The sequence below is a fragment of the Thermoanaerobacter mathranii subsp. mathranii str. A3 genome (genome assembly GCF_000092965.1).
Lineage (GTDB): Bacteria > Bacillota > Thermoanaerobacteria > Thermoanaerobacterales > Thermoanaerobacteraceae > Thermoanaerobacter > Thermoanaerobacter thermocopriae.
The window spans coordinates 1489203-1512280 of sequence record NC_014209.1; the positions used below are offsets into that span (position 1 = coordinate 1489203).

24 protein-coding genes, 1 tRNA gene and 1 pseudogene are annotated in these 23078 nt (G+C 37.6%); 11 read left to right on the plus strand and 15 right to left on the minus strand.

Annotated features, from left to right (window positions below; genetic code table 11):
- Window positions 1-2 precede the first annotated feature (2 nt).
- Window positions 3-1388, plus strand: a complete 1386-nt coding sequence (locus tag TMATH_RS07490; RefSeq protein WP_013150494.1) for a hypothetical protein — start codon at window positions 3-5, stop codon at window positions 1386-1388.
- Between the two features lie 111 nt (window positions 1389-1499).
- Here the strand turns inward: TMATH_RS07490 and TMATH_RS07495 are convergent, their stop codons facing one another.
- Complete coding sequence (locus tag TMATH_RS07495; RefSeq protein WP_013150495.1) at window positions 1500-1697, minus strand: helix-turn-helix transcriptional regulator; 198 nt, start codon at window positions 1695-1697, stop codon at window positions 1500-1502.
- Window positions 1697-2251, minus strand: a complete 555-nt coding sequence (locus TMATH_RS07500) for a hypothetical protein (RefSeq protein WP_013150496.1) — start codon at window positions 2249-2251, stop codon at window positions 1697-1699. Before TMATH_RS07500 ends, TMATH_RS07495 begins: the two co-directional genes overlap by 1 nt.
- A 290-nt stretch (window positions 2252-2541) precedes the next feature.
- On the opposite strand from TMATH_RS07500, the gene TMATH_RS07505 reads away from it, so the two are divergent.
- Window positions 2542-3261 (plus strand): hypothetical protein, encoded by a 720-nt coding sequence (locus TMATH_RS07505; RefSeq protein ID WP_041591658.1) that lies wholly within the window; start codon window positions 2542-2544, stop codon window positions 3259-3261.
- 200 nt (window positions 3262-3461) lie between these two features.
- Here TMATH_RS07505 and TMATH_RS07510 read toward each other — a convergent pair whose 3' ends face one another.
- Complete coding sequence (locus TMATH_RS07510) at window positions 3462-4484, minus strand: IS6-like element ISTsp1 family transposase (protein WP_041591707.1); 1023 nt, start codon at window positions 4482-4484, stop codon at window positions 3462-3464.
- 131 nt (window positions 4485-4615) lie between these two features.
- On the opposite strand from TMATH_RS07510, the gene TMATH_RS07515 reads away from it, so the two are divergent.
- Window positions 4616-5470, plus strand: coding sequence for an MBL fold metallo-hydrolase (locus TMATH_RS07515; protein WP_013150499.1), 855 nt, complete (start codon window positions 4616-4618; stop codon window positions 5468-5470).
- A 131-nt stretch (window positions 5471-5601) separates the two neighbouring features.
- Here TMATH_RS07515 and TMATH_RS07520 read toward each other — a convergent pair whose 3' ends face one another.
- Window positions 5602-5880, minus strand: a complete 279-nt coding sequence (locus tag TMATH_RS07520) for a hypothetical protein (protein WP_013150500.1) — start codon at window positions 5878-5880, stop codon at window positions 5602-5604.
- 261 nt (window positions 5881-6141) lie between these two features.
- The gene (locus TMATH_RS07525; RefSeq protein WP_013150501.1) at window positions 6142-8169 is read right to left on the minus strand and encodes an AAA family ATPase; all 2028 of its coding nucleotides are present in this window, start codon (window positions 8167-8169) and stop codon (window positions 6142-6144) included.
- A 217-nt stretch (window positions 8170-8386) separates the two neighbouring features.
- On the opposite strand from TMATH_RS07525, the gene TMATH_RS07530 reads away from it, so the two are divergent.
- From TMATH_RS07530 to TMATH_RS07560, 7 genes are all read left to right on the plus strand, one after another.
- Window positions 8387-8653, plus strand: a complete 267-nt coding sequence (locus tag TMATH_RS07530) for a LuxR family transcriptional regulator (protein WP_232192552.1) — start codon at window positions 8387-8389, stop codon at window positions 8651-8653.
- A gap of 1 nt (window position 8654) precedes the next feature.
- Window positions 8655-9038, plus strand: a complete 384-nt coding sequence (locus TMATH_RS07535) for a hypothetical protein (protein ID WP_013150503.1) — start codon at window positions 8655-8657, stop codon at window positions 9036-9038.
- Window positions 9039-9262: 224 nt separating this feature from the next.
- Window positions 9263-9478, plus strand: a complete 216-nt coding sequence (locus tag TMATH_RS07540; RefSeq protein WP_013150504.1) for a CopG family transcriptional regulator — start codon at window positions 9263-9265, stop codon at window positions 9476-9478.
- Window positions 9459-10202 carry a hypothetical protein gene (locus tag TMATH_RS07545; RefSeq protein ID WP_041591659.1) on the plus strand — a complete coding sequence of 248 codons (744 nt, stop codon included), beginning with the start codon at window positions 9459-9461 and terminating at the stop codon, window positions 10200-10202. The genes TMATH_RS07540 and TMATH_RS07545 overlap by 20 nt, the downstream gene beginning before the upstream one ends.
- 5 nt (window positions 10203-10207) lie before the next feature.
- Window positions 10208-10504: a hypothetical protein gene (locus TMATH_RS07550; protein WP_013150506.1), complete on the plus strand. Its 297-nt coding sequence runs from the start codon at window positions 10208-10210 to the stop codon at window positions 10502-10504.
- A 99-nt stretch (window positions 10505-10603) separates the two neighbouring features.
- The gene (locus TMATH_RS07555) at window positions 10604-10918 is read left to right on the plus strand and encodes a hypothetical protein (RefSeq protein ID WP_013150508.1); all 315 of its coding nucleotides are present in this window, start codon (window positions 10604-10606) and stop codon (window positions 10916-10918) included.
- 62 nt (window positions 10919-10980) lie between these two features.
- Window positions 10981-12687, plus strand: coding sequence for a recombinase family protein (locus tag TMATH_RS07560; RefSeq protein WP_013150509.1), 1707 nt, complete (start codon window positions 10981-10983; stop codon window positions 12685-12687).
- Here TMATH_RS07560 and TMATH_RS07565 read toward each other — a convergent pair.
- On the minus strand, window positions 12674-12931 hold the full coding sequence (locus TMATH_RS07565) for a putative Se/S carrier protein (protein ID WP_013150510.1): 258 nt from the start codon (window positions 12929-12931) through the stop codon (window positions 12674-12676). The genes TMATH_RS07560 and TMATH_RS07565 overlap by 14 nt on opposite strands.
- 120 nt (window positions 12932-13051) lie before the next feature.
- Between TMATH_RS07565 and TMATH_RS11660 the strand changes: the two are divergent.
- Window positions 13052-13171 (plus strand): annotated as a pseudogene (locus tag TMATH_RS11660) (CAP domain-containing protein); the annotation flags it as partial.
- A gap of 19 nt (window positions 13172-13190) precedes the next feature.
- Here TMATH_RS11660 and TMATH_RS07570 read toward each other — a convergent pair.
- The 9 genes from TMATH_RS07570 to TMATH_RS07610 form a co-directional block, all read right to left on the minus strand.
- Window positions 13191-14594 carry an aminopeptidase gene (locus TMATH_RS07570; protein WP_013150511.1) on the minus strand — a complete coding sequence of 468 codons (1404 nt, stop codon included), beginning with the start codon at window positions 14592-14594 and terminating at the stop codon, window positions 13191-13193.
- Window positions 14595-14692: 98 nt separating this feature from the next.
- Window positions 14693-15319, minus strand: a complete 627-nt coding sequence (locus tag TMATH_RS07575) for a response regulator (RefSeq protein WP_028992716.1) — start codon at window positions 15317-15319, stop codon at window positions 14693-14695.
- Window positions 15297-16463 (minus strand): sensor histidine kinase, encoded by a 1167-nt coding sequence (locus TMATH_RS07580; RefSeq protein ID WP_012995501.1) that lies wholly within the window; start codon window positions 16461-16463, stop codon window positions 15297-15299. Before TMATH_RS07580 ends, TMATH_RS07575 begins: the two co-directional genes overlap by 23 nt.
- A gap of 134 nt (window positions 16464-16597) precedes the next feature.
- Window positions 16598-16673, minus strand: a tRNA-Ala gene (locus tag TMATH_RS07585).
- Between the two features lie 49 nt (window positions 16674-16722).
- Window positions 16723-17418: a sporulation protein YunB gene (yunB, locus tag TMATH_RS07590; RefSeq protein ID WP_012995502.1), complete on the minus strand. Its 696-nt coding sequence runs from the start codon at window positions 17416-17418 to the stop codon at window positions 16723-16725.
- 48 nt (window positions 17419-17466) lie between these two features.
- Entirely contained in the window at window positions 17467-17898 is a 432-nt protein-coding gene (locus tag TMATH_RS07595; RefSeq protein ID WP_013150512.1) for a 2-thiouracil desulfurase family protein, read from the minus strand.
- Between the two features lie 11 nt (window positions 17899-17909).
- The gene (locus TMATH_RS07600) at window positions 17910-20285 is read right to left on the minus strand and encodes an endonuclease MutS2 (RefSeq protein ID WP_013150513.1); all 2376 of its coding nucleotides are present in this window, start codon (window positions 20283-20285) and stop codon (window positions 17910-17912) included.
- Window positions 20285-22645 (minus strand): U32 family peptidase, encoded by a 2361-nt coding sequence (locus tag TMATH_RS07605; protein ID WP_013150514.1) that lies wholly within the window; start codon window positions 22643-22645, stop codon window positions 20285-20287. The genes TMATH_RS07600 and TMATH_RS07605 overlap by 1 nt, the downstream gene beginning before the upstream one ends.
- Window positions 22646-22655: 10 nt before the next feature.
- A complete protein-coding gene (locus TMATH_RS07610; protein ID WP_013150515.1) occupies window positions 22656-23030 on the minus strand; it encodes a cell division protein ZapA in 375 nt (124 codons plus the stop codon).
- Window positions 23031-23078 lie beyond the last annotated feature (48 nt).

Below are 23078 nucleotides of genomic sequence, written 5' to 3' on the forward strand. Positions count from 1 at the left end.
TTATGGACAAGATTGTAATTAAAAAAGATGAGAATTTTTTACAGTATCTCTGTCTTAAAGATAGAAAAATTATATTGAACACTATAGAAAATGGAATATTATCAGAAGAAATCATTGTAAAAGACTGTTTAAGTGATTTTGACGTTTGTTACGACGAAGAAGGAAAAATAAATCTGATATACTATAATTCAAAAGGAGAAATAGTTTTTTTAATTCAAAAGGAAGAGGGATGGATAGGAAAAGCTTTATACGCTTATAAAGATAAAAAAACGTACATAAGCAATTTTCACCTTTTTATAAAAAATAAAACACTTCACATATTTTTCACAATCAGTAATTTTAATAATCCTAGAGAAGTCCATTTAATACACCAAAAATGGGCAAAAAATTGGGATGGCAATAATATAGCTGTTATAAGAAATATCTCTTTCACCCCTTTTTATGACTTATTCATTGATGAAGAAGAAAATATTCACTTAATTTACATTACAAAAGAAAAAAATAACAGCCAACTTTACTACCTTAACTACATAAAAGATAACTGGTCGCCAAAATTCTTAATTTCAGAAGCAGAAGGAATATTCTATCCTACAATAACTATAGATCCTCAAAAAAATGTACATACTTTATGGGTAGAGGAAGATATAATTCAAGAAATAAAATACAGAAAGAAAACCCCTGGAAGCTGGCCAAAAGGTAGTTGGGGTAGTATCATGACTTTAGCTTATTCTACAAATATTAAAAATTGCTATATCTCTCTTTTAGAAAATACTTTATGGTGCACTTACCTTCAAAACGAGAGCTTTTTTGCCACCATGTCCTCTGATGAAGGAAATAGTTGGTGCAAGCCCTTTAAGATTCCCCCTTCTTTCTCTGAATACAACTTTTTTAAGTTAAAAACCTCGATAGACAAATTTCAAAGCAATTATTTACTGATAAACGATAAAGGAGATGTAATTCCTTCTTTGCAGTACAAATTAGCTCGTAAAAACGGCGAGAAAGGTTCTTACTTCACTTTCTATATAAAAGAAGTTCAGGAATACTTGAACATCCTAATAAAAAAACTTGAAACTATCAAAGAGGAAAAAACAAAATTAGAAAAAGAACTAAGTAGAAAAAATGTTGAACTTGCAATAAAAAACAAAAATATAGCCGACTTACAAGAATTATTAAGACAAACAAATGACGAAAAAATAAAAATTGTCCTTAAAGCGGACAATTATAATACAATGGTGAATAGTTTGATAAGAGAAAATGAAAATCTTAAAAAACAAATAAAAGATTTGCAAAATCAAATAATAACTTTAAACAGCAAGCTTGAAGCTCTTCAAAATGTCAGTACTTTTCAAAAAATAAAAAGTATATTTATAAAAAGCGACGAAAATTAAATAATTTTCAGTATTTAGGAATCGCTTAAATTTGGATTCGTTACCGTTCATAATTGTTATCGAATTGTCTTGATTATCCGTGCTAACAGCTATCTGATAATATTTATGTAATTATTCAATCTCATAAATAAACACGTCTTCAATGCTAATTTTGAAGAACCGTGCAATTTGAAAGGCAAGTTTAAGAGAAGGGTCATATCGTCCATTTTCGATAGCATTTATTGTGGCGCGAGTTACTCCCAGTTTTGTTGCTAGTTCCTCCTGGGTTAGGTCGTGCATTGCTCGGTAGACTTTCAGCCGATTTTTCATTATTTCTTCATCTCCAAAATAACCAAGGTGGTAAGCCAAAAAAGTAGTCCTGCAATTAAAACACCGACCCATAAACCTAATTGGTCAAAGGCTATCCAGGGCTGTAAAAGTGCTCCTATGATTAAGAGATTAAGGAATATAAACGACCAAGAACCCGACCAGGCATAATGCAGCAAGCTTCTTTCATCCATAACCGGGTTCTGAAAAAACTGTTTGCTTCCAAACCTCATTGTTAGATAGAGAATGGCAAGAACCCCCAAAACATAAATTCCAATTATACCCCACCCGGTAAAATGAATAGAAAACATGGAAAGGAAAAGTGAAACCAGTCCCACCAACGCAATGGGTACACTAAGTACAACCAGAACCGCTCCAATCCACAGGACAATTGAATTCTTGGGTGCTGCAACAATCAAAAATGCTATAGCAATCCCAATAACTGCTCCCAATACCTGCCCTGGATTTATAATACCCTTCCAAAAGAATTGGACTGCAACATTAGTAATCAGGTATGCTACCAAGAACACCACAAACCAAACGAGTTTATTCTTCATAGTAGAGTCTCCTTCCAATTTCTTGTAATTAAATTGTATAATAAGCCACTCTTAATGTAAAGGGTATTATATATTTTGAATTATATACTTTACATACGGGTGTGAAAGCGGACAGTTGCGCCCGTTTTTTCAGTTTTACAGGAAAACCGGTGCGGAAAGAGGGAGGTAAATTATGTAATATTGTCGAACTAAAACTATATTAGTTTATTGTTATTGGGAGTGGTCTTTTTTGAAACATTGTTTTTACCCAATTTACCAATATACTGGCAATGTATAAGCTGTGGTTACGATTGGAGGTGAATTCAATCAAAATAGCAGAGTTATTTGATGATTACGAATTACGAGCCCGTATAGCCCCTGCTCTAATTGTTGCAAGTCCATTAATCTTTCCTGCTATGCTACTTATGCAAGTTGTTAACTTTCAGTTGTTAGAAAGTACAGTTATTTTAATACTAATTCTCTTATTTATCTATTTGTTATCATTGCTTATTCGACATCAAGGAAAAAACAGGCAAGAAGAGTTGTGGGTAAGATGGGGTGAAGTGCCATCAACTCGAATAATGCTCAAAAGAGATAATATTTTAAGCGAAGATATTAAACAACAAGTTAGAGATGTTGTTTTGCAATGTTTTGATATCTATATAGTGCCTGGTTCAGAAACTGAAGAGGAAAAAATTAATGATGCTTTCTTCCTAGTACGTCAACGCGTACGTCAGCTTAATCCAGACGGATTGTGGTATAAACATAATGCAGAATATGGTTTTCTTCGTAACTTATGGGGTTCTTTCAATGTCTGGATAGCTATTGCAACATTAAGTACCATTTTTACAATGATTATCTGGATTATTCAACCTTCAGAGTTAGGACTAATCTTTTTAGGTTTTGGTGTAGTAACAATTATTATTATTCCATTAGTCCATTATAAAATATTACCAGCACCTTTAAAAACAGCAGCAGATAGGTATGCTGAATCCACCTGGTTGGCATTTTTAAATCTTGAGGCTTTGTAAAGTAAACATGAAAAAATAGCTTAATATTTTTTAGGATAGCTTTAAAATTTATCAAAAATCACCAAAAAGTAATCACAAACAGACTAAATAAGATGAGCAAATTAATTTCCAGATTATTACAAAAACAAAAAAGGGTATAACAAAGTACACCCTTGTCATTTCCAAGGATGGCCAGTTAGTAGATAAAGATTAGTTCAATTTCAAGCAACAAGAAGATACTTTTTCTTTTCTTTTGGAGAAAGACATAATCCAGCAACTTGAGCTGGTGTCAAGCCATTAAGAGAAGAATGGGGCCTTACAAAATTATAGAAGAACACAAACATGTAAATTAAATTAATTGCGGACTCAAAAGAGGCAAAACCTTGTTTAGTATTATACCAGGCTTTAAATTGATGATGGAAAGATTCTATCAAATTATTGGTGATGTCATCCTTAAAGCTTTCAACTCTAATATGTTTAACACTGTCACCGAACAAAGACTTAACAGGTACTTTGTAAGCACTATAGCGATCAGTTACGATAGCGGAAGGGATTCCTAGGTTTCTAACAGAATTAAGCAAAGCAAAAGCTTGCCTGGAATCTCTGTAAGGGGAGAGGTGAAAGCCCAAGATAAAGCGGGTTTCAGAATCTATGACAAACCAAAGATAATATTTCTTACCAGCGATTTTAACAACAGTTTCATCGACATGCCATTCATCAGAATTAAGATTTAACATAGGAATAAGTTGTAAGGAAATATTATGGAACAAAGGAGCAAACTTTTTACACCAGTTACTAATGGTTGTATGAGAGACTTTTACATTAAAAACAGTTTTCAAAATCAGAGCAATATTTCTGAAAGAATTTTTACCAAGGAAGAACATAGACAAAGCAGACAGGATTATATGTACAGGATAACGGATACGTTTAAAATTGGTTTTACCAGAAAGTTTAGAGATAGAAGTTGAAGGTATAGCAGTAACTTTGGGGACGAAAAAGGAATGATTGCACTTTTTATCAGAACAACGATAGTTAGAGTAATACTCATAATCATGATGAAGGAAAGAAGACTTACCGCAAACGGGGCAGCGAGGATATTTAGATGTTTTTTTAGGAGATGGTTTATCAGGTGCAAATTGATGGTAGCATTTACGGCAAAGATATTTTTGATAACCATCTTTATCTTTGCCATATTTGTAAAACAAATGAGTATTATTGCATTTTGGACACTTTAATGGTACAATGTTTTGCGTGAGGACTTCATCCTTTCTGGGAGGTATTTGTTTTTCCTGCGAAACATTGTACCAGAAAGGATTGAAGTCCTCAACTTTCATTTAAGTTTACAAAACGAATCTTGAAACAAGGAGGAAAAATTATGATTTTTAAAGTTTTTGATGTAGCCCAGGGAGCTTGTTCCTTGTTAATATCACCTACAGGGAAACGAGAGATGGTGGATTTTGGTTGTTCACGAGATTGGTCTCCATTCAACCATGTATTCAAGAATCTTTTGGGACCAGACCAAACTCTTCATCGGCTTGTTTTAACTCACCACCATGGTGACCACTTGAGCGACATACCAAATTTAGGCAGTAGACGTCCAGAACTTGTCTTGCGACGTCGTTTTGAAGGCCAGTATTATGAAGCCGCTAAGAAATCTAACTCTACAGAAGGGCAGAGATATGCTGAGCAATTTGCTAAAATATTCGATTCTTGGACTGGGGAGCCTGATAAATCTAAAGTAAGCGAAGAAGCGTGGGGTATGGTATTTGGACATTATCAACTAAGTGTCGACGAAGCAGCTACTGTTTCTAATTCAGATAATAGCCTTGTTAATAACTGCAGTTTTGTACGTCTATATAAAACACCCTGTGCCAAAATTTTACTCACTGGGGATATTGAAAAAGAAGGTTTAAATCTTTTGTTGAAGTCTCATCGTACATTTGCTACTGACATATTAGGTACAAATATTCTTGTTGCACCCCATCACGGTCATAAAACAGGGTTCTCAACAGAATTGTTTGAGGCTATGGGGAAACCAGATGTTGTAATTGCTTCAATTATTTCAGGGGATGAATATGTAGATTCCCGATACAGCAGTTCAGATTTTGTTAAGGGAATTAACGATGGAAAGGGTGGAACAATTAGGTTAATGACTACTAGAAAGTATGGAGCAATGACTATACGATGTAATAAAGATGGAAGTTTTCAGATAGACTGTTATACAAGGTAGCTCCATGATTTATCTTTCCACTTTCCTAATCCACGGAAAAGTAAGAACATCCTGCTCTGTTACAGGAATACCACAGTAAAAATTATCTGCAAAACTACAGTAAATTTCTACCTGGGTGTGTCGTAGGGAGCTTAACTATCCTCTAAACCAAGAAACTGCTGGATGCCCTTCATCTCCATCAGTTCCTCAACAGTCCAGTAACGGTGGAACCGGTTTTTGTAGCGCAGTTCCCACCACCTGCGGAAAAGCGGCTCAAGTTCATCAAACATAGGCCAGCGGCTCCACTTCATTTTTTCTCTTAGTTCTTCTAACGTCCAGACACTGCCGTCGGGTTTTTTGGGAATATTAATGCGGCCGTTGGATTGGATAATTACCTGCGGCTGTGCAAGCTCTTGTAGAAGACCGGTCACTGTGCCAACCTCCTTTGGTCTATTCTGTCTGAAACGAATTTACAAGTAATCAAGCTCAAAGCTCAAAAATGCTAAAACTCTCCATTTGGGCTTGCCGTCTGAAGCCGCCGGGTAAGGTTTGCTGAAGCCCTGCGAGCGCGAACCCGCCGTCTCCAACGCGGTTCCGCTTCAGCGGCTTCAGACGAACCCGTCTTTGACCAAGGTCAAAGCTCAAAAATATATATAGCGGTTTTGACATTTTGACCTTCGGTAGCAACCTGTCTATTCATCGCTGTCTTCGTCGTCCGCTTTCCACCCATCGGGTGTTTTTGTAAGTGTGTACGTTTTTGGAGACCCTTGATGTCCCCCTTCTTCCTCAATGGTGAATCCGCCTGCCCGCAGTTTGCTGATGTCGTTGCGTACAGTCTGATCGCTGACCTTCAGCAAGTCAGTTAACTCTTTCTGCGTGTAGCTCCGCTGGGTCAACAGCTTCTCCAGTTTCTGGAGGCGCACTTCGCTGTCTTTCAGCTTAATGTTAATACGGAAACCGTCATCGTAAACCAGATTCCCGTTCTCGAATTTTAAGCTCAGGTTTTCTACAGTCTCAGCGTCCCGGAACTCTCCTGTAACGACGACACCCACTTCTTCATCTTTCTGGAACTTGCGTATGTCTATTACGCCGTCCATTTCCGCCCCTTTGACTGAAGACCCCCTGCTGGCATACACCAGAACGTCCGACAGTTTTTTTGCGGTATGGTCAACGACGACGACTGCCATCTGGGGGTACTTGCGGAGGAGCATATTCAACGGTGCGAATACCTGCTGCATGACGGAAGAGTCGTTTTCATCTCCGTCGAAGAAACTCCTCAGTGGGTCAAATACGAGCAGGTCAGGCCGGAAGTCGTCTATAAAATTGAGCAGGTCTTCAAATTCTGGGTTTTTCGGGAGAAGCTTCACGCCTGTCCTGTGCGGGATGACGATATTGCTTGTACCGGCAAGGCTCTGCTGTACTCTCTGTATTAAAGCGTTAGTCGAGTGTTCTTCCTCCACCATAACGGCTTTGACCCCAGAGACGGTAGTTTTCCAGAACGGAACCCCACAGACGTTTTCTCCGCGGCTGAGCGCTTTCAATAAGCTTAGGACAAACCACGTCTTCATCTGCTTCGGCGGCCCTTGGACAAGAATTTTTTGCCCTCTTGCTATCATTCCTCTTACCAACCAGTCAGGCTCCGCAGGCTCTCTCTTCAGCAGTTCTTCCACCCTGTAGTAGCGGGAAAACCGGTCTTGGTGTTCTTCAAGCGGGATTAGCTCTACCAGTTCCTGGTCGGTATGGTTGTTGCGGGTCAACCATTCGCAGATGTCTTTGCCGACATCTCCCCGCTTCCACGGCAGTTCAACGACTTTACAGCGTTCTTCTCCGAGCACCGCTATGGCAGACCTGACGAAGTTGGCGCTGGCGTCGTCGTCCTGCGGGATGAGGTAGACGGTACGTATGCCATCAAATTCCCGCTTCCATTCTTTGCGGAAATTATTGCCCGGCACGCTCACCACAGGGATGTCTACACCGCAGGCTTCAAGGGCTTGGATAGTCCTTAGAGCATCGCTTTCTCCCTCAACTATGACTGCTTGACTTTTCCCCTCAAGGCTGTCGAGGTTCCACAATGAAAAGCGCGAGTTCTTAACTGCTCCTTTCCTGCCGTCGTAAGCCCTACCTCTGATAGCCCTGATTTTGCCCCTGACGCGGAAGGGGACTACCAAGCACTCAACCTGCCCCGTCTCTTCGTCGTGGGGGACATAGCCCCACTCGAAACGCTCCAGCATCTCGTATTTAATTCCTCTGGCAGTAATGTACTCCTGGACAATCGGCAGTTCCGGGCGCAGGCGTGCTTTTGCTTCTTTGATAAACTCTTCAAATTCTTCTTCCTGTCCGGGCGTGGGGATATAGGTGTGGCTGGGGTCGTAGTGGGGGAACGCATGTATGTATCTTCCTGTCCGTTCGTCTTTTACGTATAGCTCGCGGAGGTAGTCGTTTATGAAGTAGCTCGCGTCTTCCGGCGCAATGCCTACAATTTCAACTAAAAAACGGTACGGTGAAAAGCTCCCACAGACATGGCAGACGTAAAAGCCCGACTTGATGTTGACCGTTGCGGAAGGCTTCCTGTCGTCGTGGTATAGGCACTTTAGAGACTGGATGGTAAAGCCGTCTTCCTTTATGTCCATCCTGTCCAGTTCCGGAAAATAGCGGGCATAAAAATCCCGCCAAGGTTCGGGGTGAAGAGACTCGTTAAAATCAACCCTCCACTTCTTCATACTTAAAACCTCCTCTACCTATGGTAATATTATACATTTGACCTCAGCAACTTTCAAGTAAGAAGCTCAAAATTTTTGACCTTTGCCTGAGGAGTTTAACGCAGCCAAAGAAAAACGACAAATATTGACAAAATTTTTGGTTCCCTCTTTAAATTTACATGGAAGTCCATTATAATATAATTAATCAGATGGTAATATTTAACAGGTTAGGGAGTTGGTGCCGTTGAACAAGAGAGAAGTTAAAAAGAAGGTGCGGGAAATCATCCGCTGTTTGGAACAAAGCGGAGACTTCCCGGAACAAGAAAACTGTATAAAGGTAGCGGGACGGAAGCTGGAGATGCTCGTAAAAGAGGCTCCAGCTTCTCTGGTTTATGAGTTGGGTTGCGTCTACAGCCACTTTAAGAATTCCGGCGGGGATGTGGATACTGCTCTATCTCGACTGAAGAAAATTTTGGAACGAGAGGTAAAAAAGGAGGATGAGTAAAATGGCAGGTAACAATCAAACAGTTCAAAAAACCAAGAAGGAGGAGACGGAAAAAATGAAGGTTGAGTTTACTGTTTCCACAGAGGGTAAGGAACAAGACCCTAAACTGCAGGAGCTGCAAAAGAGACGGGCGACTTACCGCGCTAACCTTTCTTATGCGGTGCAGATGCAGGATAAGTACGCCGTAGAGTACACTGAAGCAATGCAGGCTGGAGCCGACCAGTTAACAATTGATAAGCTGGAAATGAAGCTGGCTGAACAGAAACTGCGGATAGAGTTTTACAGGGAGAAAATCTCTAAGGTAGAAGAAGAAATTGCCCGTTACAGAGTAGGAAGAAAAAAGGAAGAGACTTCGGGAAAGGAAGGAAATGAGAGTGCCGCCTAATCAAAACAGCGGCACTCTCGCTTTACTCTTGCTTTTTCTCAAATTACAACCAATTATACGACTCTATGCCCTACGGAACTTTTTTCGTCAATATATTTATACTCCGGGGTCAATTGCAAACTTTTTTAGAAATTATCCCACCTCAACATTTTTCTATCAAGTTGATAGATATTGATTTGATTTGATATAATATCTATGAAATTACATCAGTTGAGGTGGGTTGAATGGCAACAAGGAAACCAGAGCCGCGGACAAAGCTGGTAAGCGTTACTTTTACTACAGAAGAGTATGAAGCAGTAAAGAGAGCGGCCGCTATGACCGACCGCAGTTTAGCGGCACTTGTCCGCTGGGCCGCTATCAAGTATTTGAGGGAATTATCACTTCTCCCAAGCGGAGACGAATTAGGAAAGGAAGGAACTGATGATGAGACTTTGGCATAAGGTTGTAATACCATTACTGATTTTGGCTGTTGCATCTGGCTGTTACCTGGCTACTTCCAAGCCTGAGACAAAATCAGCAGCGAATAATCAGGCTCAAAACACTACAGCTATTGAAGATGCTCCTACTGCCCAAGAAGATTCGTCTGCAGAAACGTCGGACGTTGTTATCAGCAAAGAAGACCTCCACAAGTCTGATGTGCCTTTGCCTGACAAGGACATGGTAGAAAAGGTTCAGGCTGAACTGTTCAAGGACGTTAAGAAGGAAGACTTAGAAAAAGCGAAAAAGACCGTTCACGAACTGCATATGTATTTCGAGTCCGGTTTTGTTTATGAAGCAGAAAACTGGATTGAAAAGTACAGCGACCCTAACAGTCCGGGATGGGTCTTCTGGGAGAAAACCGGCACAATCGAAATCCCCGGCTATACGGAAAAGGTATATAATGGAAAGGACGGCAATTGGTATATACAACGACTTAAAGAAGTTAAAGCGGCTTTCGCTGATAAAACAGCCTTCACTGACGATATTACTAAAGTTCAAGAATTGATAAGCGAAGCTGTAAAGAACCACGACATCAAAAATTTGTGGTATGCTCATCAGGTGTTACACGACCTCGATTATTGGGTGCTGAACTACCCTATCCAATATCCCAAAGGTACTGCTGCCCCACCTGATTGGAAGGGTGTGGAGACGTATTTTGGAACAACAGGTGTTTTTAGGAGGTAATTTTAATGAGAATACTAAAACAACTTACTAAAAGAATAATCCTTGCTTATTTCGTAGCCGGGCTAGTCTATAGTGTTGCAGGTTATGTTCATAGAAGTATCATAGGAAAGCAGGAAGTATTTTCGCTATTGATAGGTATACCAATGGATGTAATTGGTTGGCCCGGGATGGTCTATGCTGACCTAAAGCATATTGGCACTATAGGTGTAAAAGCTCAACCCTTTTTGGCGTTAATTTCAATAGTAATAATGATTGCTATATTTGTCAGGAAGGAGTTGCTTTTGAGGAAGAGCATGAGATGAGAAAAATAACTCTGCTTATCATATCAGGAATACTTCTAATTATACTTGCTGGCATTGTCGAAGACATATTGCACAAATTTATCATGAAAGGAGCATATTATGATTACTTGGCTTAATCCTGCTAGCCTCGTGCTCGGTTTAATTGCTTGGATACTTCCTGTTGTTAATCTCATGCGAGATAAAAAGCATGACCATAGCAATTGGGCCACTCTTTCCATTATAAGCATCAGTGCTTGTGCTATTTCGCTATGGCTTCAGATTATTTATGGATATTTTCTGGTAAAGATTGAGGACTGGTCTGCACTTATGGACACAAGGGGTGCTGTGGCGTTTGTTTCAGCAGTTCTTCTTATCGTTACCGTCATTTTAAATGCAATTACTCTGTTTGTATATCGTGACAGAACAGCAAAATAGGATATCAAAATTTAAGTAGAAACTCTTGACAAAGGAGCAAAAGAGAACCAGTAGGTGGTAGTATGAAGCAGTTAATAAAGCGCGCCGCTGTCCTCTGTCGGGTTTCCACAGAAGACCAAGCAGAGGGGACTTCTCTTGATACCCAAGCGGAAATCTGCATGGAGGAAGCAAAAAGGTGCGGTTATCACGTTACAGAAGAAGACGTATTCAAAGAAGACGGATACAGCGGAGCACTGGGGGTTGATGCGAGGCCAGTGCTCCATCAGCTTTGGGAGAAATACCAAGCGGGAGAATACGACGCTATCTTTGTCTACCGCCAAGACAGGCTTTCCCGCTCTCTTGCCCTTTTTGCCGCCCTGCGGGACGAAGCCCGAAAGGTCAGACGGTGCGGCCTTAAAGGAGACGGTTTTATTTTCGTGCAGGGGTCTAACGACGACACTCCCGAAGGTAAGCTGCAGTCAAACATCCTCGCCACCTTTGCGGAGTATGAAAGGGAAGTTATCAAGTTAAGGACGGTGACCGGCAAGAAAAAGCTGGCAAAAGCAGGCAAGTATTCCGGCGGCTCTCAACCGTTCGGCTACAGGTGGGACGACGAAAAAGAAGAATGGGCAATTCGAGAGGATGAAGCGAAAATAGTTAAGCTTATTTTCCAATGGTACGTCTATGGAGACGAGTCAGGACAGCCTTTGGGTATGGTGCGGATTGCCGAAAAGCTGACTGAACTCGGTATACCTACGCCTAACCAATTCCGCAAAACCCGTAAAGGGCGCGCTGGAAAAATGCAAGCTTACTGGAGCGACGCTACCGTCCAACGCATTCTTACCCATACTGTTTACGCTGGGACAAATTATCTTTGGAGGGGTGATAAAATGCAGGTCAGTCCAGAACAGGTCGAAAAAATAAAGAAGGAAAAAACTGATGGGTGGTTTGAAGTAGACTTCCCGCCGATTATTGACAAGATGCTGTGGGAGAAAGCGCAGGAAAAGAGAGTGCAGTCCAGAGGAGGCTTTAACCGCAAGAGGCCCAAGCCTATACTTGCAGGTCGTATCTTCTGCGGTGTCTGTCAGCGCCCGTTTCACGATGCTATGTATAACAAAGGCGCAAAGCTGGTTTTCAAGTGCAACGGGAAATTGAAACAGTACCACCTTGACGGGAGCCCGAAATGCGACAGCCCGGTGCTTGACGGCGAAGCAGTTACTGCAGAAGTCAAAAAACGGCTTATTGATATGCTTCAAGACAAAGACCAGATGCGGAAAGCCATCGAAGAGTACGTCGGTTCGTTGGAACGCCGGAAGGAAGAACTTGAAACCCTGCTTTCTCCAATATCAGAGCAGATTTCGCAGCTGCAGGAGAAGCAGAAAAGGCTCGCTACTGTCTACGTTGACGGGGCTTTGTCTCATGAGGACTATAAGCGGCAAATCAACGAACTGAAGGAGCAGGAGCTTGCAGTCCGTAAGCAATATGAAAATTACTGGCCGGAGATGGAAAACCTCACAAAGCTGGAGCAGAATATTGCTGTCGTGAAAGAAGCGATTGAAGAGGAACTGTTTGATGTCCGCTACCAGCCGGATGATAACACCGTTACGGAGAATATTGCTTTTGTGAAGGTTCACGATGAAAAATATTTAACGGTCGGATTCCCACAGAAAGTAGTAACCTGGGAGGAACTGCTTGACAGGTTACAAGTGAAGCTGTGGGTGTATCCAGACCGCTTAGAGGTTCGGGGAATTGTCCCGATAGAAGATATAGCGAATCCTAAATGCTGTTGACTATTTTATATCCCGCAGGAATTCTCTCTACTTCGTATATCCCTTTATAAGTAATGTTAAGCCTTTGCAAAAGGTTTTGTACTATTCGTAAAGATTCTAATCCAAATTTGAGAGAATGGCTGCAGCTTTCTGTGATACTTCTGGGAGTTGGTACAAACTCCACCGGAATATTATTTTTCTTTAATATCTTTTCTGCCATTAAACCATGCTGATAAGAGTAAAAGACAATCAATCCATATTTCACTAATACCACCTCAAAATCAATATATTCCAATAAAGCAAAAGTTGATACAATGTTCCTATCTCACCATAAATTACTTGAAGGAATTTACAGCTGTCTGTAGAATATATGATTTGAGGTGGTAATAAAGAAGGACATAGAGCAAATATTTTAAACCCTTATTACAACAAGGTAGGAGTAGGAATAGTGAAAAATAAAGAGGGCAATGGCATAATAGTTGTTGAAATGTTTATAAAAGATTAAATCCGGGGTTTTCCCGGATTTAATCTTTTTCCATAAACACTTTATAAGCTTTATAAGCCATATACACATCCACTTTAGAAGACAGTTCATAAGGAGCGTGCATGCTTAAAAGAGCAACACCGCAGTCCAAAACCTCCATTCCGTAATTCGCTGCAAACTGTGCTACTGTGCCGCCGCCTCCCATGTCAACTTTGCCCAGCTCACCTGTCTGCCATACTACTCCATTTTCATTGAAGAGTTTTCTTATTTTGCCGACAAACTCAGCATTTGCATCATTTGACCCCGATTTTCCTCTTGAACCAGTATATTTGGTTACACAAACCCCTTTACCTATATAAGCAGTGTTTTGTTTTTCACTGACTTCTTGATAAGTAGGATCAAATGCAGCATTTACATCAGCAGAAAGCAGTTCGGAATTCGCAAAAACCCTTCTTAATTTAATATCTGTGCTACCTTCGTATTTTTCTAATATCTCTGCAATAGCATTTTCAAAAAATCTTGATTGTAAACCCGTATTGCCCATACTTCCAATTTCTTCTTTATCGGCAAATATTGTAACAGCTGTCTTCTCTGGCACCTCAAGTTCAAGAATAGCTCTTAAAGAAGCATAAGCACAAACCCTGTCATCTTGACCATAAGCTCCAATCATACTTCTGTCAAATCCTATATCGCGAGGCTTATAGGCAGGTACTAATTCTAACTCAGCACTTAAAAAGTCCTCTTCCACTATGCCATACTTTTCATTTAAATATTTTAAAATATTGGGTTTCACGCTGACTTCCTCAGAAAAAGGAATGCTTCCAACTACAGCATTTAATGCTTCTCCTGTAACCGCCTCTGCTGCTTTTTTCTCCATCTGGTCTTTCCCTAAGTGGGGCAATAAATCTGTTATGTAAAAGACTGGGTCATTTTCATCTTCTCCCAGTATAATGTTTATTTTCTCACCGTTTGCTTTGACAATTACTCCATGGAGAGCCAAAGGGATTGTCACCCACTGGTATTTTTTAATACCCCCATAGTAATGGGTTTTAAATAAAGCCAAACCACCATCTTCATACATTGGATTAGGTTTTAGGTCAATTCTCGGAGAATCAATATGAGATGCTACCGATTTTATTCCCTTTTGCATTGACTCTTTACCAATTACAGCTAAAACTACTGATTTTCCTTTGTTGTTGTAATACACTTTGCTGCCCGGCCTTAAATTTGTAACTTGTTCAATGTTAATAAAACCGTTTTTCTCGGCCATTTCTACAATTTTTTCTGCTATTTCTCTTTCCGTCTTGCACTTTGCCATAAAATCTTTATAGTCTTCTGCAAATTGGTAAACCTTTTCTTTCTCCTCTTGCGTAATCTTTGTCCATGCATCCACTTTTTTGTAACCTAAACGCTTTTCAATTTCCTTTAAATCTTTTTCTTCCAAAGAAATTACCCCCCGTGGTTTTTTGTATGGATGACATTGTGTATCAACAATATGATACGCTTTTTTTGTATAAAAGTCAAATTTAGCATTGTAAAAGTTTAGTTTTGTAAAATCGTCTCATTTTTAAGCATATAAATAGCAGCTTGAGTTCTGTCTTTCACATCTAATTTTTTAAAAATATTGTAAACATGGTTCTTGACAGTTTTCTCGCTTAAAAATAGTTTTTGTGCAATTTCTTTATTGCTATACCCTTTAGAAATAAGTTTGAGAATCTCTATCTCCCGTGGTGTGAGGTCTTTTTTCAAGTTTTCGTGATCTATGTTATCTATTTCTTCCATTAAAGAAGGATGAATATAAACTCCTCCATTGTAAATAGTCCTTATCGCTTTTATTAAATCATCATATTCAGCATCTTTTAAAATATACCCTTCTACTCCCAATTTAAGTGCTTCCAAAATGTATTCTCTATCGTTGTAAATAGTCAAAAACAATACTTTGCTTGGATGTTTTTCTTCTTTTAACATTTTTGCTGCTTTTATGCCATTCATTACAGGCATATTTACATCCATAAGTATTAAATCGGGCATAAATTTCTTTGCAAGTTGATAAGCCTCTTCCCCATTTGAAGCTTGAGAAATAACTTTTATATCTTTTTCCATTTCAATAAGCTGGACTAACCCTTTTCTTATCAAAGCATGGTCATCAGCCACTAACAATCTGATCATCCTCAACACCCCTTACAGGTATAGAAATATAAATTTGAGTACCCTTATTTTTGAAACTACTTATTTCAAATTTACCGTTTAAAATTTCTACTCTTTCCCTCATGCCCATCAGCCCATAGCCTTGTCCAATATTTTCCTTATCAAAGCCAATGCCATCATCTTTGATAATTATGCTAATAAATCGCATGCCAAACTCAAATTTAACAGAAGCATTTTTTGCCTTGGAATGTTTTTTTATATTTGTAAGAGCCTCTTGTACTACTCTAAAACAAGTTATTTCAATCTCAGGACTAAGTCTCTTGTAATCCGACAAAACACTAAAATCTACAAATATGCCTGTCTCCTCTGAAAAATTTTTTATGTACCTGGATAATGCCGGAATAAGACCTAAGTCATCAAGAGCAGAAGGTCTTAAGTCATATATTATTTTCCTTACTTCTTTTAGAGATTGTTGTACAATATTTTTTAGATTTTTAAGTTCTACTTTCGCCTGTTCAATATCTTTGGTTATCAATTTTTCACAAAGTTCAGATTTCAATAACACGTTTGCCATCGCTTGCGCAGGACCATCGTGAATTTCCCTTGCAATTCTTTTTCGTTCCTCTTCCTGTGCTTCAATAATTTTTACACTCAAAGCTCGTTTGTCTTTCAATTGCTCTAATTGAGTATTCATTTTTTTTAAATCCCTATTTAAATAATTGAGAGCTACGTTAATTTGAGAAACAAGCTTTTCAGCTTTTTCAATAATAGTCTTATTGTCTATAAGTTTTCTCTCCAGTTCATTTCTTTTTTCTATTAATTCTTTTTCTTCCCGTCTCTTTAACGCCAACTCTATTTGAGCCTCTTTTGCCTCATCATAAGCTTTCCTTACTGCTTGTTCAGATAGGTGCCCAAACTGTTTACTTACAAGTGCAAGTTTTAGTTTGCACTTTTTTTCTTTCCTTTCGCACAACTCTACTTCTTTTATAACATTTATAACTTGGATTTTTAGCTCTTCTAATTGCGCTTCCAATCTTTTCGCTTCTTCTTTTGCCTTTTCTAAAATATCAAAAATTTGTACTTTACTGCTTTCAATTGCCTCTATTGTTTTTTCTACAATATTATCCAATCGTTTTTTGTATGTGACTTCTACATCGGTATTCATTTAATTCACCTCTTTGAGCACCATCTTTTTAATAATTCGACAAAAAATGCAGAAATCCTGCATTTTGAAGAAAAAATTGCTAAGTTATACGAAAGCAAAAAAAAATACCCTTATCGGGTAATTTTCTTTTTATTTGGTGGAGATGAGGAGATTCGAACTCCTGACCCCCTGCTTGCAAGGCAGGTGCTCTCCCAACTGAGCTACACCCCCACTTATCACACGTTTTTTATTATATCACATTATCAAAAAAATTCAATAGTTATTTTTGTATTTCTATATTTGAATTTGGAGATTGAGGCACAGGAATTGTAAATTTATCTCCATTTACATCCACATAGCTTGAAGGTACATCTCCAACTATTATACTTTCTGCAATAGGCATGTGAAGTGTAACAATTATTTTTTCTGAAGCTAAAGGCGCAATTATTCGTATCGTAGTTTGAATATCTAAATATATTCTATGCCTTGTTTGATTTATTCCAGCCGGTTCAAACTGTGAACTAAAATCAACATCTACCGCTCCAACTGGCAAAAGCCCTACTTTTATACGTGGCCCTGCATTAGCAAATAAATCAGTAGAAAAAACCGAACCTAAAGGAATTTTAGCATAGAGAGGACCTAAATTATTTAAATTTTCTTTCACTTCTTTTGTAATCTTAGAAGCCAGCAAGTTCATTTCAATAGTATTTGCCTGTAACATTGACACTTTTCCATTGTTATCTGTTCTTACATAAATTAAATCTTTATACTCTATTCCTTTTAGCGCTTTTTCATTTATAGCATCATTTATAGTATTTACAGCTGTTTCTTTTGCTAAAGTTTCACTTACTGCTATAATAGCCGGTTTTAATCGATATTCTGTAAAATAGTATAAAATCACAAATAAAATAGCTACGTAAATCAAATATATGTAAAACGAATTAACCCGCCTTAGTCCCCATCTTTTCCTTTTCAAGCAAAACACCTCCCCTACATTTTATGTGGGAGGAGGTGTTTTTGTTACTTATTTTTTATATTTTCTATAAAAGTCATGTTCTGTCATAACAGATATCCCATTTTTCTTTAAAATCCTTGTGGTAATTCCATCTCCATCTATCAAATTCCCCGAAAAAGTGCCATCGTAAATCTCTCCACAGCCGCAAGAAGGGCTTTTAGCTTTAAAAATTGCCTCCTTTATCTTATACATTTTAGCAATTTTTAAAGTCTCATAGGCTCCTCTATAGAAATTTTCCGTAACCTCTTTTCCTTCAATGTTAAAAACCTTATCAACTTTTATCTCAGAGGGCAGTCGAGGAGTTGGAAGCCCCCCTAATTGCTCAGGACAAACTAAAATAGCCTTCCCTTCCTCTACCAATTTTTTTATTTCTTTATTTTCATTGTTTCCTCCATCGTATTTACAGTTAACACCAGCAAGGCAAGCACTTACTAAATACATTTTATCATCCCCTATTTGTCAACTAATTCAACTATTGTAACACCGTCTCCTCCTTCACCGTATTTACCTAACCTAAAAGATTTAACATGTTTATTGCTTCTTAAAAATTGCGATATACCCGTCCTTAACACCCCTGTACCCCGTCCGTGAATAATTGTCACTTGAGTAAGACCAGCCAAATACGCATCGTCTATATATTTTTCCACCTCTAACAAAGCATCGTCAAGGTTTTTGCCTCTCACATCTATGGAAGTGCTTATAGATTGAGACTTTTCGTGTACAAATTTGCTGTAGCCTTTTTTTACTACCTCATCTTCTTTCTCCTCCACTACCCTTAAATTACTTATATGCACAGTCATCTTTAAAATTCCTGCCTGCACTTCCACATTCCCTGATTTGTCAGGAAGAGAAAGCACAATTCCATCTTGGCCCAAAGGCACTATATAGACTGTCTGTCCCTCTTTTAAACTATCAGGAATTTTGCCGTAGGAAGCCTCTTTAGGCTTTAAAACTTCTTCTTCTAATTCCTCTAAATTTTTCTTCAATTCTTCTCTTACTTCTTGTATGATCCTGTCTTTATTTTGGGTACTTTCTTCTGCTTCTCTAATCTTTTTGATTATCCCCTCAGCAGTAAATTTCGCTTCTTGTACTATTTTCCTTGCCCTTTCTTTCGCCTCTTTTAATATTTTATCCCTTTCATTTTGCAATCTTTTCTTTTCTTTCTCTAATTCCTCTTTCAAAATTTCCACATTTTTCCTTAAAAAAGCCACTTCGTGGTTTGCCTTTTCCAATTCCCTTCGCTTATTTTCGACGTCTGCAATTATATCTTCAAATTTTAAAGCTTCTCCTGAAATATATTTTCTTGCATCTTCTATTATTTGCCGAGGAAGCCCTAATCTTTTAGCTATTTCAAAGGCATTACTTTTGCCAGGAAGACCTATTATAAGCTTATAGGTGGGCTTTAAAGTTTCAACATCAAATTCCACGCTTGCATTTTCTACTCCTGCGGTTTTTAAAGCATACTGCTTTAACTCACTATAATGGGTAGTAGCTATTGTCTTGGCACCAATCTTATGCAGTGTATCGAGAATACTCATAGCCAAAGCAGCACCTTCTACAGGGTCAGTACCTGCCCCTAATTCATCTAACAAAGCAAGGCAATTTTTGTTTACTTTTTGGAGCATGCTTATAATATTCGTCATATGGGAAGAAAAAGTGCTTAAGCTTTGTTCAATACTCTGCTCATCGCCTATATCCACAAAAATTTCCTCAAATATTGAAACCTGTGACCCTTCTTCTGCAGGAATATTAAGCCCTGCCATTGCCATTATAGTTAAAAGTCCCACTGTCTTTAAAGTTACAGTTTTCCCTCCCGTATTAGGACCAGTAATGACTAGGGTATTAAATTGGTCTCCTATGTATATATCTATAGGGACAACAGCTTCCTGATTTATGAGAGGGTGTCTTGCCTTTTTTAAATTAATATATCCCATTGTGTTTAGCTCTGGCCTTACGGCTTTTAGCTTTAAAGAATATTTAGCCTTAGCAAATGTAAAATCTAATTCTGAAACTATTTCAATGTCATTAAATAAAGCCTGTGCATACTTTTTGACCTCTTGAGAAAGCTCAAAAAGTATTCTCTGTATCTCTTGTCTTTCTTTTAGTTCCACTTGTCTCAATTCGTTGTTTAAGTCAACTACTTGCATAGGTTCAATAAAAAGAGTAGCACCACTGGAGGATTGGTCGTGGACAATACCTTTAAAAGTGCTGCGATATTCTTGTTTTACAGGTACAACATATCTTCCCTGTCTTACAGTTATAATAGGCTCTTGCAATTCTTTTTGACGGGTAGAAATTATCGAATTCAATGTTGCCCTTATTTTTTCATTTATGGCTGATTTCTGCCTTCTTAAAGATTTGAGCAGTGGAGAAGCATCATCTGCTATTTCATCTTCTGAAATTATTATATTTTCAATCCTTTTTTCCAAATCTTTTATCGGTAAAACTTTTTTATCGTATTCTTTTAACCTTACAAATCTATCACTTTCTTGAAGATTTTTGAAATAGCCTTTTATTTGGCTTACCAACTTAAGAAACTTCTTTATCTTTAAAAGCTCCTTGTTATAAAGCACGGAATCTATTTGTGCTTTTTTTATATAATCCCTTATGTCCTCAAAAGCAAAAGAAATACCCCCATAGGAGGAAATAAAGTAAATTGCCTCATTCAATAAATCTAATTCCCTCTCTATTTCCTCTATGTCTTTCTTTATGACAATATCTGAAGCTTTTTGTTTGCCTAGATCCGAATCACAATAGCTAACAATAAACTCCACTATCTTGTCAAATTCAAGACTTTTTAATGCTCTACTATTAATTCCCCTCACCATCACAAAACTCCTCTGTAAAAATGTCCTTTTGTATATTTTCCTTCTAAAATTTCAATTTCATTCCCTTCTAAAGCTTCAATATGCATTTTTAAAACTTTCTCTATTTCTTCATCTTCTTCTATTGTATCATGTATCCTCAAAAAAGAAAGTCCAGCTTGTTTAAGCTCCTTTATGCTTACCATAAAAAGCACATCTGCGTTTAAAATCTGCATCCTGCAAAAACCATCGCTTTTAAGAGGCATTAATTTGCCTTTTCTGTCTTCTAGAAAATAATAACCTTTTTCACACCTTTCTCTGTCACAGCCTACTAAATTCTTTATTGGACAATATTCCATCGTCATAAGAGGCAGTCTACCGTATATTAAAGCTTCAAATTTTACGTCACTTCTTTTGGCAATATCTTTAATCTGCTCCAGCGTAAGTTCATAAGATAAAGTCACAGCGTAAGGTTTAAAGTAATCTACAGCTAAATTGTTGAAAATATTCAAAGGATAATCTATAAATATCTCAAAGTCATAATTTTTTGCAATATGATAAAGCCCTAAATTTGAAACCAAAATTTTGTTTATCCCCATATCCTGTAAAAATTCTAATTGAGGCTTTATTCTTTTTATCTCTTCCCTCAATATAGAAGGGAAAGCAGGTATAACCGTTGTCTTTGAATCTTTTATTAGTTCTAAACCTTTTTTTAAAAGTTTTACATCAAGCTTGTAATTGAAATAGACATATTCTATACCCAATTGGCTGGCTATCTTCAAATGTTCAAGCTTGTCAGTATAAAAAGTTAAGGTTACTTTTTCCTTTTTCTCTTTAAAAGCTTTAAAAGAAGGCAACTTAAAAAATGTGTGCTTTTCTTCTCTTTTATAATAGTCTAACTTTTTCTTTTCTAACATTTCTAGTGCTTTTCTTCTCGCTTCTTTTATTCCTTTTACAGACATGTAAAGTCCTTTTTCAACTACTACTTCTATTTCTTCTACATAAAAGGCTGTGTCATTTATTTGAGTAAGTTTATCTTTCAAAAAATCTTCATTAATAGAAACTTTTTCCGCTATCTGACTTATTTCATCACTATAAGCTTCTACTGTATGAATTCCTTCTTGTATCTTTATATACAAAGGTTTGTCCTTTTTTAACTCCGCATAAATTTTTATAGGAATCTTTTTAGAAGGTAAGTTTTTCAGCTTGTTATTTAACAATACATCATAAGTTTTATTTAATATTTCTCTTTCTTTTACATAAAACTTAAGAGGTAGTTCTATTATATCTCCTTCATAAGCTCTATCTACCTTCTTCCCATTCTTAAATATTACTTCAACCTTTTGCCCCTTTTCTCCTTTTTCATCAGAAATTCCATCACCTTTTGCAATATCCCTTAAAAGTCTCAGCCTTGCATTTTTCGAAGTCACACTTATCACTTCTGCAGCAGCAACTCCCATGTTTTTAGGAGAAAGATAACTCATTTTGGAGGGTTTAACTCCAAAAAGATAGCCAGTAGAAAATCCTCTATTAAAAATTCGAGACATCTCTTCTATAGCTTTACCTGAATCAAAAGTCCTTCCTTCATAAAAACTGTCAATAGCTTCTCTGTAGGCTTTTACAACAGAAGCGACGTACTCGGCATTTTTCATCCTGCCTTCTATTTTAAAAGAAGTGATTCCCGCCTCAATGAGTTTTGGTATATGTTCTATAGTACATAAATCCGCCATACTCAAAAGGTGTAAATCCTTTTCTAAAACTTTTCCCTCTTTATCTACAAGAGAATACTTTAAACGGCAAGGTTGTGCACATCTTCCCCTGTTTCCGCTTCTTCCTCCTAGTATACTACTCATAAAGCACTGTCCAGAATAACTGACGCAGAGGGCTCCATGAACAAAGACTTCTATTTCAATGTTAGAATTTTGAACTATATCCTTTATTTCCTTTAATGTGAGCTCTCTTGATAAAATAACCCGGGAAACTCCCTTTTCAGCTAATTCTTGTACTCCTTCTAAATTATGAACTGTCATTTGTGTACTGGCATGAACTTTTAAATCAGGATAATTTTCTCGTAAAAACTTTAATACTCCCATATCCTGCACTATAACTGCATCAATACCTATAGAATACAAAAAATCTAAATAGTTGACCAGCTTTTCAAATTCTTCATTCGCTACAAGGGTATTTACAGTAACGTATACCTTGACATCTCTTAAATGGCAGAATTCTACAGCAGATTTTAAATCATCATAGTCAAAATTGGTTGCATAAGCTCTTGCACCAAAATTTTTTCCTCCCAGATACACTGCATCACATCCTGCATTAACTGCACTCATTAAAGCCTCATAATCTCCTGCTGGAGCTAATAATTCAACTTTTTTCATCCAATCACCTTTACTTTTCTTCATCAAAAGTTTCTATAAACTGCCGAAACTCTTCCTCTGTCTCTAAAAGCTGTTGTTTAGTTTTAGTAAGCTCCTCCTCTAATTGTTTTATATAGCGATTTTTTTCTTCTAATTCTGCTTTTAAAGAAAGCAATTCCTTTTTGATAGCATTATTTTCTTCTTTTGCAATAAAAAGTTCATCTGCAATATTTAAAGACGACAAAAGTAGTAGTTGCATTTGTGATAACTTTTCGTAGTTTTGTGATAACTCTTTAATCACATTGTCTACATAATTGGCAAGTTTTATTACGTGCTCTTCAGGATAATCAGATTTTAAAATATATTCATTCCCATTTATAATCACAGTGACTTTATTTAACTCCACAAAAACATCCCCTTAATCTTTTGTTATTTTATTTAGTTCTACATTAAA